The sequence below is a fragment of the Mesorhizobium sp. NPDC059025 genome, assembly GCF_042739655.1.
Taxonomy (GTDB): domain Bacteria; phylum Pseudomonadota; class Alphaproteobacteria; order Rhizobiales; family Rhizobiaceae; genus Mesorhizobium.
In genome coordinates this window covers 124,524-138,810 of record NZ_JBHYIM010000005.1, presented here as the reverse complement: position 1 = coordinate 138,810, position 14,287 = coordinate 124,524, and the positions used below count along the sequence as shown (strand labels likewise).

Below are 14,287 nucleotides of genomic sequence, written 5' to 3'. Positions count from 1 at the left end.
GAAAAGTGCGTAGCGGTTTTCCGTCCGGAATTGCGGCGAAACAAACGCTGGAGAGTTTCCGCGTTTCCGTTGAAACGGAAACGCTCTAACAGGAATTTCAATCGGTTCAAGTCGGCGTTCGCGCACGTTTTGCGTCGGCATGAAACGGGTCTGCGCAAACATGCCATGGTGCCAACCAGAGCGGGAAATTTCTACTTTTTGGTGTTCACCGGCGGGAATGAAGGATCACTGGCATAAATCCCAGCGATCAGAAAAATTGATTGGCGCAAACCCTTGGACCAATCATACAGTCCAATGGTCCACAAAACAAAAAAGACTGACCAACGAGGAGCGCCCGAATATGCCACAGCGTAACGACACAGCGATATGGTCGGGCCTGTTCAGGATTTCGGCCGAGTCCGGCCAGACCCTGCAGGCACAGATCCGCCAGGCGATCGTGGCAGCGATTCTCGACCGTCAGATCGCCGCATCCATGCCGCTTCCCTCCTGCCGCATCCTGGCCGAAAAGCTCGGCGTCGCGCGCGGCACGGTGGTGCTCGCCTTCCAGCAACTCGTCGACCAGGGCTTCCTGGTGGCGCGCGAACGGCGCGGCCACTTCGTGAACCCTGAAGTCCTGGCAACGCCGGCACGGCCGCAGAAGGCACCGGAACAGGCCAACGAGATCGACTGGAAGAAGCTGCGCCAGATCGCCGCCAGCGACATGCCGCCACCGAACAAGCACGACAACTGGATCAAGTCGTCATATCCATTCGTATACGGCCAGTTCGACCCGGCACTGTTCCCGACCGCCGAATGGCGCGAATGCAACCGCATGGCGCTGGCCGTGCTGGAGATCCGCAACTGGGCCTCCGACATGGTCGATCGCGACGACCCGCTGCTGATCGAGCAGATCCAGGCGCGGCTTTTGCCGCGGCGCGGCATCTTCGCCAATCCGGACGAGATCATCGTGACGCTGGGGGCGCAGAACGCGCTCTACATGCTGGCCACGCTGCTGATGACCAAGGGTTCCAAGGTGGCGATGGAAGACCCCGGCTATCCGGATGCCCGCTCGATCTTCCGGTTGGCCGGCGCCGACATCCAGCCGATCCCGGTCGACCAGTCCGGCATCGTCACCTCTGCGATCCCTGCCGATTCCGGCTTCGTGTTCGTGACGCCGAGCCACCAGTGCCCGACGATGGTGCCGCTGTCGCAGGAGCGCCGCCAGGACCTGCTGGCCCGTGCCAACCGCAACAACCAGATCATCATCGAGGACGGCTACGACAGCCAGTTGCTGGACGAGGCACCGCAGCAGGCACTGAAGAGCATCGACCGGTCCGGCCGCGTCGTCTATGTCGGCTCGATGTCGAAGACGCTGGCACCTGGCCTGCGCCTCGGCTACATCGTGGCCTCTGCCGGCCTGATCGCCGAGCTGCGCGCGCTGCGTCGTTTCATGCTGCGCCATCCGCCGGCCAACAACCAGCGTGCCGTCGCCCTGTTCCTGTCGCTCGGCCATCACGAGGCGCTGGTGCGGCGCCTGTCGACGGCCTTCGACGAACGGCGCAAACGGCTGGTGCATGCGATCTCGGCGTTCCTGCCGGACTGGCGCGCCACCGACTCGGCCGGCGGCACCTCGTTGTGGCTGGAAGGACCGCGCGGCAGCGACTCGCGCGATCTTGCCGCCGCAGCGGCCAGCCGCAGCGTGATCATCGAACCGGGCGACCGCTTCTTCGACCGCGCCGACAAACCGTCGCGTTTCATGCGACTGGGCATATCGTCCATCTCGCTGCAACATATCGAACCCGGCATCCGAGAGCTCGCTACCGCAGCGGGCCGGCGACCGGCAGCCGCTTAGCCGCATCCTCCCGACGGCTCACCTCCGCCCGGTCCAGCACCGGGCGGCTTTCTTTTTGGACAAGGAGCCAAGGACGAATTAGCCGGCGCAAGACCCGCATCGATCGGTTGGCGGCGACGGCAATTCCTCAACTGTTCAGCCAGGGGCGACAGTCGTCGCCAGGTTTCAATGCAGACGCAAGGCAAAGGACACAGGCAGCCACGATGGCAGCAGCCACCAGACGCCGGCTGTCAGCAGCGCGACGGTAACCAGAACGCCAGTCCACGCCAGCAGTCTGCCCAGACATCCAGCCGTGGAGCGGTCACCCCGGCTCCGGTCGGATTGGGCCAGAGAAAGGCCAGATCCGGCGACGATCGGCAAGATTGTCGCCCAACGGCGCGATTGCGCGCGAACACGTATAGTCCAGCCGAGGACCATTGGGCCGGTTCCCTTCAATGCATTCGTTGATTGTCGCGATGGCGACCGGACGAGGCGCCCGCTCTTTGTCTAGAGCGTTTCCGTTTTTCACGGAAACGCGGAAACGCTCTAAGTTTTTGTTTTCGTCGCATTTTTGCTACGCCAAGTGATTCCACTTGGCTACAAAATGCTCTAGGGCCTCGGTCGCAGGAGCATGCCGCCGAACTTGCCCGCGGGCGTCAGGGCGAAGCTCCATTCCACCTGACCATGTTCGAACTGCACGTCATAGACGTCCCAGCCCTCCTGGCTGACACCGCGGAATGTCACGCCGAGCAAGGCACCGAGACGCGCCAGGTCCTTGGCGATCACGTCCTTCTGCACGCGCGCCGCTGCCGCCAATGCCGGGCTCATCCGCTCGTAATCGGGCTCCCCACGCATATGATCGCTGATGGTGGCACGCAGCAGCGCTTCACTGCCCGGCAGCGGAATCCTGTCGCGGATACGCCTGTCCAGCGCCGCCCTGATCACATGGCTGACGCTCTCGTCGATGCGTTGCGCGGGAAGATCCAGTCCGCCCTGGTGCAGCACCAGCCGGTCGACCGTCCCCGTCTCAGAGCGCAGGAAGGTGATCTGGGCCGGGACCAGCTTGAGGAAGAAGGCGTCGCCGCTCTCGGGAAAGGCTTCCACCTCGGGCTGGCCGGTCACCTGGATGAAGAGATGCCCGTCGCGATGGACTACGGCCAGATCCGGCCCGTCTTGCAACTGATAGTGGCCGGCATAGTCGGTATAGAGAGCAGGGTCGATCTCGACCGCGGTGCGCGGCCTTGCCTGCTCGTAGCTGCGCCAGGCGATGGCCTCCGATGAGGTGTCGGTCATCTGGGTCTCCTTTGCCAGTCTGACGAGATCGTCGATGGAAACACGCTCGCCTCCGGCAAGCTTGGCTCGCAGCGCCTCGACGATGGCAAGGCCCTGCTCGACCCGCTCACGCGTCTCACGCAGCACTGCCTGCTGCATGACGAACAGGCGCTCCAGGTCGGTTGCCTTTCCCGCCAGCAGGCCGGCGATGGCCGACAGGCTGAGACCCAGCCGCTTCAGCGCCAGAACCTCGGTGAGGCGGGCAACATCGGCGGCCCCGTAAAGCCGCCAGTCCTTGTCGGTGCGGCGCGGTGCAATGAGGCCATAACGTTCGTACAGCCTTAGCGCCCGTACCGTCAGCCCGATGCGGCCAGCGCATTCGGCGGCAGTCAGCCATTCGGTCTCGGCGATGTCTCTTGCCGGCTTGTCCATGAAAGCTCCTGAAGACCGCTGTAAGCTATGACCATAGGTCCGGCTCAAGCCTTATTTTGGAGACGGCGACAGATTATGACAGGGCAAAAGCCGGCTGGCGCGCCTCCATGACTGGTCCACTGGCCGGGCAGGTTTGGCTCATATGCTGTGCCAATGCGATTGGCATAGTTCCCCGAACAAGGGGAAGAAGCTCGCTGATGGTGGACCAACCACCACATGCAAGGCTTCGGGACAAAAAGCGGAGGTTTTCCATGTCTATGACGGCGGAAAAGCAGGATTTGCAAGGCAATGGCGGGTCTCGACGATCCGGCGGGCGCGAAGCGCGACGGGCCATACGCGCGGCACCGCTGGCTGACGACATTAGGCCAGTGAGAGCCGGACTGGAGGGTGGGCGTTACGGTCCATTGGCCCAGAACGACCTGGAGCGCATCCATGAGGCAGTGCTGACGCTGCTGGAAACGGTCGGCTTCGCCAATGCCATTCCCTCATGCATCGAAGCGCTGACCAGGGTCGGGGCCAGCTACAGCGAGGATGGCCGCATCCGCTTTCCGCGAGCGCTGGTGCTCGACACCATCCGCAATGCGGCGCGTAACTTCACGCTGCATGGCCAGGACCCGAAGCACGACATGCTGATCCAGGGCAAGCGCGTGCATTACGGCACGGCGGGCGCCGCCGTGCACCTGGTCGATGTCGAGAAGCGCGAATACCGCGAGAGCCTGCTGCAGGACATCTACGATGCCGCCCGCATCGTCGATGGACTGGACAACATCCACTTCTTCCAGCGGCCGATGGTGCCGCGCGACATCCCCGATCCACTCGAGATGGATTTCAACACGCTCTACGCCTGCGTGATGGGAACCTCCAAACATGTCGGCACCTCGTTCACGGTGCGCGAGAACGTGAAGCCGGCGCTGGAAATGCTCTACGCCATCGCCGGCGGCGAGGAGAACTTCCGCGCCCGGCCCTTCGTTTCCAACTCCAACTGTTTCGTCGTGCCGCCGATGAAGTTCGCCGAGGATGCCTGCGGCGTGCTGGAGGCCTGTGTCGAGGGCGGCATCCCGATCCTGCTGCTTTCCGCCGGCCAGGCCGGCGCGACCGCACCGGCGGCGATCGCCGGCGCAGTGGTGCAGGCGGTGGCCGAAGTGCTGGCCGGGCTGGTCTATGTCAATGCGCTCAAGCCTGGCCACCCGGCGATTTTCGGCACCTGGCCCTTCGTCTCGGACCTGCGCACCGGCGCGATGTCCGGCGGCTCCGCCGAGCAGGCGCTGCTGACGGCGGCCTGCGCGCAGATGGCGCAGTTCTACGACCTGCCGGGCGGCTCGGCCGCCGGCATGGCCGATTCCAAACTGCCCGACATCCAGTCCGGCTTCGAAAAGGGCATCACCGACGTGATGGCAGGCCTGTCGGGCCTCAACCTCGTCTATGAATCCGCGGGCATGCATGCTTCCCTGCTCGGCTTCTGCCTGGAAAGCCTGATCATCGACAACGACATGATCGGCCAGTGCCTGCGCTGCGTGCGCGGCATCGAAGTCAGCGACGAAGCGCTGTCGATCGACACCATCACCGAAGTCTGCCTCAACGGCCCCGGTCATTATCTCGGCAATGACCAGACGCTGAAGCTGATGCAGACGGAATACTTCTACCCGGCCATCGGCGACCGCTTCTCGCCCAAGGAATGGAACGAAAAGGGCAAGCCCGACATCCTGCAGCGCGCCATCGCCGAAAAGAAACGCATCCTTGCCGAGCGCTTCCCGCATCACGTGCCGCGCGCCATCGATGATCGGCTGCGGCAACGCTTCGACGGCATCATCCACCTGCCCCGTTCCGGCATGGGCGGCTGAGACGCGGCCGTTTCCTTCTCCCACAAGGGGAGAAGGGGCGCCGTGTCGCTTAGTCACTACACCCGCGTCAGGACACCCGGCAGGACACAAAGCATTTCGAACAGCAGATTGGCCGCGACGAGCGCGGTGTTGCCTGACGTGTCGTAGGGCGGGCTGACCTCGACGAGGTCGCAGCCGACGATGTTGAGCCCGGCGCAGCCGCGGATGATCTCAAGTGCCTGGATGGTGGTCAGCCCGCCGATCTCCGGCGTTCCGGTGCCCGGCGCATAGGCGGGATCGAGGCTGTCGATGTCGAAGGAGATGTAGACCGGGCCGTCGCCGATCTGCTGCCGCACCTCCTGCATCAGCGGCGACAGCGACTTGTGCCAGCACTCCTCGGCCTGGACGACACGGAAGCCCTGCTGGCGCGGCCAGTCGAAGTCGTCAGCCGCATAGCCGGTGCCGCGCAGGCCGATCTGGACGCAGCGGCGCGTGTCGAGCACGCCCGCTTCGACCGAACGGCGGAACGGCGTCCCATGCGCGATCGCCTCGCCGAACATGTGGTCGTTGATGTCGGCGTGCGCGTCGACATGGATCAGCCCAACCGGGCCGTGCTTCTCGGCGATCGCGCGCAGGATCGGATAGGTCAGCGTGTGGTCACCGCCCAGCGTCAGCGGAATGCAGCCAGCTTCCATGATCCCGGCATAGTGGCGGGTGATGATGTCCATGCAGGCCGGCAGGTTGAAGGTGTCGATCGGCACGTCGCCGATGTCGGCCACCATCAGGCTGTCGAAGGGCGCGGCGCGCGTCGCCATGTTGTAGGGCCTGACCATGCAGGATTCGGCCCGGATCTGCCGGGGTCCGAAGCGGGTGCCGGCACGGTTCGACGTGCCGACGTCGAGCGGCACGCCGACGAAGCAGGCATCCAGACCCGCCGCATCCTGCTGCGTCGGCAGGCGCATCATCGTCGCCGGGCCGCCGAACCGCGGCATATCGTTGCCGCCAAGCGGCTGATTGAAGGGTCTGGTCACGATGAGGCCTGCTTGTGCTGTTGGGAGTGGGTGGGAGAAAAACCTCAGGCGACCGGCAATGTCGAGAGATGTTCATGGACGGCGAGCCATTGGCCGCCGTCCTTCCTGAAAACGATGGTTTCCCGCTCATGGCTGGTGACGGCTTGCCCTTCAAACATCGCCCGGGTTTCGACCTGGTGCGTGAAGATCGCCATGTCGCCGAAAACCTTGATGTCGCGTCCGGACGATTTGCAGTCGAGAACCTTGAAGCCGAGCGAAGTCTCCCAGTCCTTCCACAAGAGGCGATAATCCCCGCGGCTGGCGAGCACCACCGGATGATTGTGGAAGATGAAGGTGGCGTCCGGCGCGAAGGCCGCGAAATAAGCTTCGGTGTCATGCCGCCCGAACGCGGCCACCAGACGGTCCGCCGCGGCAGCAACCGCATCCTGATCCATCGACAATTCCTTCATTCTCCGGTTCGCCTGTGATTGTCGCTCAAGTGATCGGCGCGATTGCTTCGTCCGACACGGGAACGAGGCGCGGGCCTTTGGGGCCGTAGACGGCGCGCGGCTCCGGGAAAACGAACAGCAGCGCCGGATAGATGATCGCCGGCAGCACCAGTGCCACGATCAGCGAGACATCGACACCGCCGAACAGGTTGCCGAGCCAGCCGACGAACTGGCCGGGAATGTTGACCGTCGCCAGCGCCAGCAGCGCGGTCGGGATCCAGGCGGTGATGCCGGCGATATTCCAGCCGTTGCGGAACCAGTAGGCGCCACCGGTCTTGCCCTGGTTGAACACCTGCATGTGCTCGGGAAGATAATAGCCGCGCCGCAGGAAGGCACCGACGATCATCACCGACATCCACGGCGTGGTCATGACGATGATCAGCGTCACCAACGTGGTGATGGAGGAAATCAGGCTGAAGCTGAAGCGGCCGACAAAGATCAGCACGATCGAAATGATGCCTATCAGCAAGGTTGCCTGCACCCGGCTGAGCGCCGGGAAAACGCTCGAGAAATCGAGGCCCGTGCCGTAGAGCGAGGTGGTGCCGGTCGACATGCCGCTGACCAGGGCAAGGCAGAGCAGCGGCAGCAGGAACCATGCCGGAGCCACGGCGATGAGCCCGCCGGTATAATTCGCGTTGGTGATGTAGTCGGGAGCGGCGGCGGCAACCACCGTCGCGGTGATCAGGCCGAACAGGAAAGGCAGCAAGGTCAGGACCTGCGCCAGGAAGGCCGCGCCCGTCAGCTTGAACTTGCTGGTCTGGCGCGGAACGTAACGGGTCCAGTCGCCGAGAAAGGCGCCGAACGAGATCGGGTTCGACAGGACGATCAGCGTCGAACCGATGAAGGCCGGCCAGAAGCCCTCGCCGCCAACGGCGAGCCCGGCGCCGGCGAAGCTCTGGTCGAACTGCGGCCAGAAGGCGATCAGCCCGATGATCATCAGGCCGGTCACCACCACGACCGCGATCCGGTTCACCACCAGCATCAGCTGGAAGCCATAGATGCAGACCAGCAGGATCGCCCCCGCGAACAGGCCATAGGCCAGACCGTAGAGCCATTCGCTTTCGACCGCGCCGAAAAGCCGGTGCAAGGTTCCCACAAGCGCGTCGCCGCTGGACCAGACGCTGATCGCGAAGAAACAGATCGCGGTGAGCAAGGCGAGGAACGAGCCGACGATGCGCCCGACGACGCCGAAATGGGCGCTGGAGGAAACGGCATTGTTGGTGCCGTTCATGGCGCCGAAGATCGCCATCGGCGCCAGGATCAGGCCGCCGATGACCACGCCGGTGATGCAGGCGGCGACGCCTTGCCAGAAGGAAAGGCCGAAGATGATCGGAAACGAGCCGAGCACCGCCGTCGCCAGCGAGTTCGCGCCGCCCCATTCGATGCGCATGAAGTCGAACACCGTGGCGTGCCGCTCATGGTCGGGAATGATATCGATGCCGTGGGTTTCGATCTTCATGGCGGCAGGTGCCGCGGCCAGCGGCGCAGCCGCCTCGTAAGCCGTATTCATAGTCTCCCCCCTCTATTCTCCTCGTCGCCATTTGGGAGGCAGCTTGCATTGGTTTTCAATCCTGATTTCGGTATGCATTCATAGACAGGAGCCTATGTAATGACCGGAATCTCCACCGACCTGGACCTGAGGCTGACCCGCATCTTCTTCGCGGTGGTCAATGCCGGCGGGCTTTCGGCGGCGCAGCATGCACTCAACATGCGCCAGCCGACGATCAGCAGCCATATCGCCGACCTCGAGATGCGGCTCGGCTACCGGCTGTGCGAGCGCGGTCGCAAGGGCTTCCGGCTGACGCCGAAGGGAGAGCGCTTCCTGCATGTGGCCCGGCGTTATCTCAACCTGCTCGGCGAGCTGAACATCGAGGCACGCAACATCGACCGCGAACTGGTGGGCATCCTCAATCTCGGCCTGATCGGCAACGCGCCGGCGGCGCAGAACGCCCTGCTCAGCCGGGCGATCTCGCGGTTCCGCAGGCGCGACGAGGCTGTCCAGATCAATGTGACGATCAACTCGCCGGACCTCATCGAAGACCTGCTGGAAAACGGCCAGCTGCATGCGGCGATCGGCTACTTCTGGCGCCGCGTGCCGGTGCTGGAATACCGGCACCTGTTTTCCGAACGCCAGGTCGCCTATTGCGGGCGCGGCCATGCGTTGTTTGCGAACAGCGGCACCTGCACCATGGAGCAGCTGTCCGGTCAAAGCTGGGCGTCGCGGCGTTATCCGGTGCCCACGGCGCCGCAGTTGCCGCCGAATTCACGCATGACCGCATCGGCCGACAACATGGAAGCCAATCTCATCCTCATCCTGTCCGGCGAACATCTCGGCTACCTGCCGGATCATTTCGCCGAACCCTATTGCACGGCGGGAGACCTCGCACCGCTCAATCCCGATACGCTGTCCTACGGCGTCGATTTCCACCTTGCGCTGCGTCGCGATTACAAGGCCGATCCGGTGGTGAGCGCCTTCATCGAGGATCTGTCGTCGCAGGCGCTACTGCAGGCGTGACGGAGCTGAGCGACGCCGCGTGCTCCGAGATATCCTGCGCACCGTTGCCTCCGCCCAGGCAGTCATGGAACAGTGTGGCGGTAACGCCGGAGCAGCACCATGGCAACATCACACCAGGAGAACCTGGCCACCTTCCTCAACGATCTCGCAGCAGCGATCGCACCGAAAGCGACCGGCGACACACCTCTGGCGCTTGGTTGGCGACGCGTTGCAGACAGCATTCCTCGCAGCGATTTCGAGACCGGGACGACCGAGCCGGCCCGACGGCCGGCCTGCATCCACCTCGAGGCGAGCTATCGCAATCTCGAGAATGCCGGACTTCGCAAGCTGGCCGCCTCGTTCCAGGCAATCGAACCGCTGCTGGCCTGGAGCAGCCGCGCCGAGCGACGCATCTCCGACACGCTTGCCGAAAACTACGCCGAGGCGACGATCGTTGGCGACGGCGGCGCCATCTCCAGCGCAAGGGTCGAGATCGGCGCCTCCATCCTGAGCCCGAACACGGACTATCCAAACCACCGCCATCCGCCGGAGGAAGTCTATATCGCCCTGTCCAGGGGGCACTGGCGGCAGGATGACGATCCATGGGTGGAGCCAGGCATCGGCGGCCTCATCCACAACCCCGCCAACATCGTCCACGCCATGCGCTCGGGCGACCAGCCGCTGTTTGCGATCTGGTGCCTGCCCTTGCCTTAGCCGGCAAATAGAACTTGCATCGCCGCTCCCGCCGCGGCCAGCAAGATCACCACCATCCAGGGCGGCATCCTGGCAAAGACCAGCAGCAGGAAGCCGCCGAGACCGAACACGGCATCCGTTGGCTGGACGATGGCACTGGTCAGCACCGGATCGTAGAAGGCCGCGGCCAGGATGCCGACCACGGCGGCGTTGGTGCCGCGCATGGCAGCCTGCGCCCTGGGCAGGGCGCGCAGATGATCCCAGAACGGCAGCGCGCCATAAACGAGCAGAAGGCCCGGCAGGAAGATCGCGATCAGCGCCAGCGATGCGCCAAGCAGGCCGTTGGGCACGACGCCAGAAACGGCGCCAAGATAGGCGGCAAAGGTGAAAAGCGGGCCGGGCACGGCCTGCGCCGCACCGTAACCGGCAAGGAAATCCTGCAGCGGTACCCAGCCGGGCGCGGCGACCGCGTTTTCCAGCAGCGGCAAGACGACGTGTCCGCCACCGAATACCAGCGCGCCCGAACGGTAGAAGGCGTCGAAGAAAGCCAGCACATGGCTGCCGGTCCAGGCAAGGAGTACAGGTGGGGCGACCAGCAGAACCGCGAACAGGACAAGCGCCACAATGCCGGCCCGGCGGCTGACCGGGAAAACCGGATGCGCCGACGCCGGACTGGCTTCGCCTCGACAGAGAAAAAGTCCGGCGACCGCGCCGGCGGCAATGGCACCCACCTGTCCAAGCCAGCCGCCGACGATGCTGGCAAAGATGAGCGCGGCGAGCGCGATGGCAATACGCTGGCGATCAGGCGTCAGGGTGCGCGCCATGCCCCACAGCGCCTGAGCGACCACGGCCACCGCCACCAGCTTCAGCCCGTGCAGGATGCCTTCGCCGACAGGGTTGTCGAGGGCTGCGGCACCATAGGCAAAGGCGATCAGCAGTGCCGCCGAAGGCAGCGTGAAACCAATCCAGGCCGCAAGCCCGCCGGCGAGCCCGCCACCGCGCAGCACGCCGAGCGAAAAGCCGACCTGGCTGGAAGCTGGCCCCGGCAGGAACTGGCAAAGCGCAACGAGATCGGCATAGCCGGCTTCGTCGATCCATTTGCGACGCACCACGAAGGCGTCGCGGAAATAGCCGAGATGGGCGATTGGCCCGCCGAAGGAGGTCAGGCCAAGGTGCAGAAAGGCGCGGAACACCTCGGCGACGCGCGATCCGGACGCCTCATCATTTTCCGCCGCCACCATGCGCCTCGCCCCCGTGTGCGGCGGCGATCCTAGCGGCTTGCGGTGAAGGAGCAAGGGCGGGGAGCGTCGCCAAGCTCTCTCCCTCAAGGGGCGAAGGGAACGCTGTCCCAACGCTCCATCATTCCAGCACAACAATGGCCTCGACTTCGAACAGCATCGGGTCGATCGCAAGCTTGGGGACCGGCACCAGCGTCTGCGCCGGCAGCCTCTCGCCGAACATTTCCTTGACGTTCCGGGTGAGCACACCGAGCTTGGACATGTCGTGATCGACAACGAAGATCGTGAGCTTGGCGACCTGATCCGGCCGGGCGCCTATCCCGTCCAGGGCCGCCTTCAGATTGGCATAAGCCTGCCGGACCTGAACGGCGAAATCGGGCGAGAGGCCACCCGTGGCGTCCTGGCCGCCCTGCCCTGAAATATAAGCCACCCGGGCTCCGGCAGGCGTGATGACCGCCGTGCTGTAGCCGTTCGGCGAGGGATCGTAGAGGGATTTCGGATTGACGATGGTCAATTTGAGATCATTCGCCGTCGCCGCAGTGGAAACTGCCGTGGTCATGATGAAAAGGCCTCCGATAAGCAGATGGTTGATAACGCGTGACATGATTGGCTCCGCGGGTTGTGAGCGACGGACGTTGCGGGCAGCGCGATCGATGCTGGCCGACAATCGACTCGTACGATATACGATTCATTGTCTGGTACAATGTACGAGTCAAGCGCCCGACATCGACAATGCTGACGCCGCCTGCCAAACTCGCGGCCAGACCGGCAAGGAAAAAACGACGCATGGCAGCCAGACGCAGCGGCGCCCAGAACAAGCGGCCGCAACGGAGAAAACCGGAACCTGCACCGCGCGGCGAACCGCCCCTTTCGCTGGAGCGCATCGTGGCGACGGCGATCGAATTGCTGGACGACAGGGGCGCTGCCGGATTGACGATGCGCGGACTGGCCGATCGCCTCGGCTCGGGTGTGATGAGCCTCTACTGGCACGTCGACAACAAGGAAAAGGTGTTCGATCTGGCGCTCGATGCCATGCTCGCATATCGCGAGCCGCCGCAACACGCAGAAGCGCATGACTGGCGCAAGGACATCGTGCATCTGCTCGAAGACTGGCGCGCCAGCATGCTGCGCCACCCCTGGTCGGCATCGCTGCTGCCGAGCCGTACGCTCGGCCCGAACATCCTCGGCCGCCTGGAACTGATGAGCAGGACGCTGTCGGGAGCCGGCGTCGCGGACGCCGACCTGAATGTCGCGGTCTGGTCGCTATGGAACTACGTGATGGGTGCCACCATCACCCGGGCAAGCTTCGACCGCTCGGAAGACGACCTGGCTGCCGCGCAGCAGCGCCTCGCGGGTCTCAACGAACATTATCCGACGATCGAACGCTCGCGGCTGTTGCTGGACAATGACTGGGACGGGGTGTTCAGGAACGGCCTCGACTTCCTGCTCGATGGTTTCGTCCCGAAAAACGCTGTCGCGAAGCGATAGGCCTCAGCTCTCTCCTTGCGGCGCCAGGCCGGCGCGTCCACGTGGCACGCCGAGGCCGGTGTCCGGCGGCTCGCCGGCAGCAGGGCGCTCCTCTTCGATCATGTGCATGGTCCGCCATCTGCCGAAACGGTAGTAAGCAGCCGCCAATGCCAGCGAAGCGATCGAGCCAGCCGGGAAACTCCACCACAAGGCTTCCTGCCCGAACGTGTCACGCAGCGCATAGGCAAAGCCGGTACGGATGAACAGCACCGAGATGACGAGAATGATCAGCGGCGGCATCACCGCGCCGGTGGCACGAACAGTGGCGAACAGCACGATGGTGACGCCGAACAGGATGAACGACCAGGAGGCGACATTGTTGATGTGCTGGGCGATGTCGACCGCGGCACCGTCGGCGGCCAGGAACAGGCCGAGCAGGGAACGGTCGAAGACATAAAGCACCAGCACCAGCGTGCCGGTGAGCAGCAGGTTGAAGCCGACACCGGCGGCGGCGATGCGCCCGATACGATCCCAGCGGCGGGCGCCGACATTCTGCGCCGCCATCGACGACACGGCGGCGCCGATCGCCAGAGCCGGCATCTGGACATAAGTCCAGAGCTGCGCGGCAATTCCGTAGGCGGCGGCCACCTGCGAGCCGTAACCATTGACCATGCCCATCAGCACCAGCGCCGCCATCGAGATGACGATCATCTGCAGCCCCATCGGGATGCCCTTGGTGACAACGATGCGCAGCAGCCTGGGATCGGGCTTCAGCAAGGCGAGATCGGCCCCCGCCAGCCGCAGCGGATGCTTGCGCCGGTAGAGCAGAATCAGGATCGCGGCCACGCTCACCGTCTGGCCGATCAGCGTGGCGAGCGCGGAACCGGCGATGCCGAAACCCGGGATCGGGCCATAGCCGATGATGAGCAGCGGATTGAGCACGATGTCGAGCAGCACGGCGAGCGCCATGAAATAGAACGGCGTGCGGGAATCGCCGGCGCCACGCAGGATGGTCATGACAAAGGAAAGCAGGTTGGCTGCCGGTACCGCCGCAAAGATGATGACCAGATAGGCGCGTGCCAGCGGCATCACATCGGCGGGCGTGCCGAGCAGCCCGAGTATCTGGTCCACCCACAGCCAGCCGCCGAGCGCAAAGACCAGCGAGACCAGGAAGAAGAATGTCGCGCTGGTGCCGACGATGCGCCGCGCCTCCGCCATGTCGCGGGCGCCGACGGACTGCGCCACCAGGATGGTGGCCGCCATGCCGATGCCGAACATGGTGCCGAGCAGAAGGAAAAGCACAAGATTGGCGTTGGAGGTCGCTGCCAGCGCGGTTTCGCCAAGGAAGCGGCCGACCCAGACCGAGTTGATCGAGCCGTTGAGCGATTGCAGCACATTGGAGCCGAGCACCGGCAGCGCGAACATCAGCAGTGTCGAGGCGATCGGGCCGCTGGTGAGGTCACGCGGACGGCGAGGTGCTGTCTTGTCATTCATGGCCAATCGTTCCTGATTCCGCCGTCCCGGGGACTGTAGCGAAAATAC

The 14,287-nt window shown here is 64.4% G+C and carries 12 protein-coding genes; 5 read left to right on the top strand and 7 right to left on the bottom strand.

All coding sequences use genetic code 11. The features are described 5' to 3' along the window. Positions 1 to 340 precede the first annotated feature (340 nt). Positions 341 to 1,831 carry a PLP-dependent aminotransferase family protein gene (locus tag ACFWYE_RS14265; RefSeq protein ID WP_379064371.1) on the top strand — a complete coding sequence of 497 codons (1,491 nt, stop codon included), beginning with the start codon at positions 341 to 343 and terminating at the stop codon, positions 1,829 to 1,831. Positions 1,832 to 2,419: 588 nt separating this feature from the next. Here the strand turns inward: ACFWYE_RS14265 and ACFWYE_RS14260 are convergent. Further along, on the bottom strand, positions 2,420 to 3,514 hold the full coding sequence (locus ACFWYE_RS14260) for a MerR family transcriptional regulator (protein WP_379112155.1): 1,095 nt from the start codon (positions 3,512 to 3,514) through the stop codon (positions 2,420 to 2,422). 251 nt (positions 3,515 to 3,765) lie between these two features. Here ACFWYE_RS14260 and ACFWYE_RS14255 point away from each other — a divergent pair, with 251 nt between their 5' ends. Continuing rightward, positions 3,766 to 5,355, top strand: a complete 1,590-nt coding sequence (locus ACFWYE_RS14255; RefSeq protein WP_379112154.1) for a trimethylamine methyltransferase family protein — start codon at positions 3,766 to 3,768, stop codon at positions 5,353 to 5,355. A gap of 56 nt (positions 5,356 to 5,411) precedes the next feature. Here the strand turns inward: ACFWYE_RS14255 and speB are convergent, their stop codons facing one another. From speB to ACFWYE_RS14240, 3 genes are read right to left on the bottom strand one after another with little or no spacing between them, the layout of a single operon-like run. Continuing rightward, positions 5,412 to 6,365: an agmatinase gene (speB, locus tag ACFWYE_RS14250; protein ID WP_379112153.1), complete on the bottom strand. Its 954-nt coding sequence runs from the start codon at positions 6,363 to 6,365 to the stop codon at positions 5,412 to 5,414. Positions 6,366 to 6,409: 44 nt separating this feature from the next. Further along, a complete protein-coding gene (locus tag ACFWYE_RS14245; protein WP_379112152.1) occupies positions 6,410 to 6,799 on the bottom strand; it encodes a nuclear transport factor 2 family protein in 390 nt (129 codons plus the stop codon). A 40-nt stretch (positions 6,800 to 6,839) separates the two neighbouring features. Next, positions 6,840 to 8,363 (bottom strand): purine-cytosine permease family protein, encoded by a 1,524-nt coding sequence (locus ACFWYE_RS14240; protein WP_379112151.1) that lies wholly within the window; start codon positions 8,361 to 8,363, stop codon positions 6,840 to 6,842. Positions 8,364 to 8,462: 99 nt separating this feature from the next. Here ACFWYE_RS14240 and ACFWYE_RS14235 point away from each other — a divergent pair, with 99 nt between their 5' ends. Both ACFWYE_RS14235 and ACFWYE_RS14230 read left to right on the top strand, forming a co-directional pair. After that, positions 8,463 to 9,368, top strand: coding sequence for a LysR family transcriptional regulator (locus tag ACFWYE_RS14235; RefSeq protein ID WP_379112150.1), 906 nt, complete (start codon positions 8,463 to 8,465; stop codon positions 9,366 to 9,368). A gap of 99 nt (positions 9,369 to 9,467) precedes the next feature. After that, positions 9,468 to 10,061: a dimethylsulfonioproprionate lyase family protein gene (locus ACFWYE_RS14230; RefSeq protein WP_379064382.1), complete on the top strand. Its 594-nt coding sequence runs from the start codon at positions 9,468 to 9,470 to the stop codon at positions 10,059 to 10,061. On the opposite strand, the gene chrA is transcribed toward ACFWYE_RS14230, so the two are convergent. Both chrA and ACFWYE_RS14220 read right to left on the bottom strand, forming a co-directional pair. After that, positions 10,058 to 11,281, bottom strand: a complete 1,224-nt coding sequence (gene chrA / locus ACFWYE_RS14225) for a chromate efflux transporter (RefSeq protein WP_379112149.1) — start codon at positions 11,279 to 11,281, stop codon at positions 10,058 to 10,060. The genes ACFWYE_RS14230 and chrA overlap by 4 nt on opposite strands. 118 nt (positions 11,282 to 11,399) lie before the next feature. Then, positions 11,400 to 11,882 carry a RidA family protein gene (locus tag ACFWYE_RS14220; protein ID WP_379112147.1) on the bottom strand — a complete coding sequence of 161 codons (483 nt, stop codon included), beginning with the start codon at positions 11,880 to 11,882 and terminating at the stop codon, positions 11,400 to 11,402. A gap of 182 nt (positions 11,883 to 12,064) precedes the next feature. Here ACFWYE_RS14220 and ACFWYE_RS14215 point away from each other — a divergent pair, with 182 nt between their 5' ends. Beyond that, positions 12,065 to 12,766, top strand: coding sequence for a TetR/AcrR family transcriptional regulator (locus ACFWYE_RS14215; protein WP_379112146.1), 702 nt, complete (start codon positions 12,065 to 12,067; stop codon positions 12,764 to 12,766). Between the two features lie 3 nt (positions 12,767 to 12,769). Here ACFWYE_RS14215 and ACFWYE_RS14210 read toward each other — a convergent pair whose 3' ends face one another. Then, complete coding sequence (locus ACFWYE_RS14210; protein ID WP_379112144.1) at positions 12,770 to 14,239, bottom strand: MATE family efflux transporter; 1,470 nt, start codon at positions 14,237 to 14,239, stop codon at positions 12,770 to 12,772. Between the last annotated feature and the right edge of the window lie 48 nt (positions 14,240 to 14,287).

Bases quoted from the DNA above. Each gene is read 5' to 3' on its own strand.
- ACFWYE_RS14265 (WP_379064371.1), top strand. From the start codon at position 341: ATGCCACAGCGTAACGACACAGCGATATGGTCGGGCCTGTTCAGGATT.
- ACFWYE_RS14260 (WP_379112155.1), bottom strand. From the start codon at position 3,514: ATGGACAAGCCGGCAAGAGACATCGCCGAGACCGAATGGCTGACTGCC.
- ACFWYE_RS14255 (WP_379112154.1), top strand. From the start codon at position 3,766: ATGTCTATGACGGCGGAAAAGCAGGATTTGCAAGGCAATGGCGGGTCT.
- ACFWYE_RS14245 (WP_379112152.1), bottom strand. From the start codon at position 6,799: ATGGATCAGGATGCGGTTGCTGCCGCGGCGGACCGTCTGGTGGCCGCG.
- ACFWYE_RS14240 (WP_379112151.1), bottom strand. From the start codon at position 8,363: ATGAATACGGCTTACGAGGCGGCTGCGCCGCTGGCCGCGGCACCTGCC.
- ACFWYE_RS14235 (WP_379112150.1), top strand. From the start codon at position 8,463: ATGACCGGAATCTCCACCGACCTGGACCTGAGGCTGACCCGCATCTTC.
- ACFWYE_RS14230 (WP_379064382.1), top strand. From the start codon at position 9,468: ATGGCAACATCACACCAGGAGAACCTGGCCACCTTCCTCAACGATCTC.
- chrA (WP_379112149.1), bottom strand. From the start codon at position 11,281: ATGGTGGCGGCGGAAAATGATGAGGCGTCCGGATCGCGCGTCGCCGAG.
- ACFWYE_RS14220 (WP_379112147.1), bottom strand. From the start codon at position 11,882: ATGTCACGCGTTATCAACCATCTGCTTATCGGAGGCCTTTTCATCATG.
- ACFWYE_RS14215 (WP_379112146.1), top strand. From the start codon at position 12,065: ATGGCAGCCAGACGCAGCGGCGCCCAGAACAAGCGGCCGCAACGGAGA.
- ACFWYE_RS14210 (WP_379112144.1), bottom strand. From the start codon at position 14,239: ATGAATGACAAGACAGCACCTCGCCGTCCGCGTGACCTCACCAGCGGC.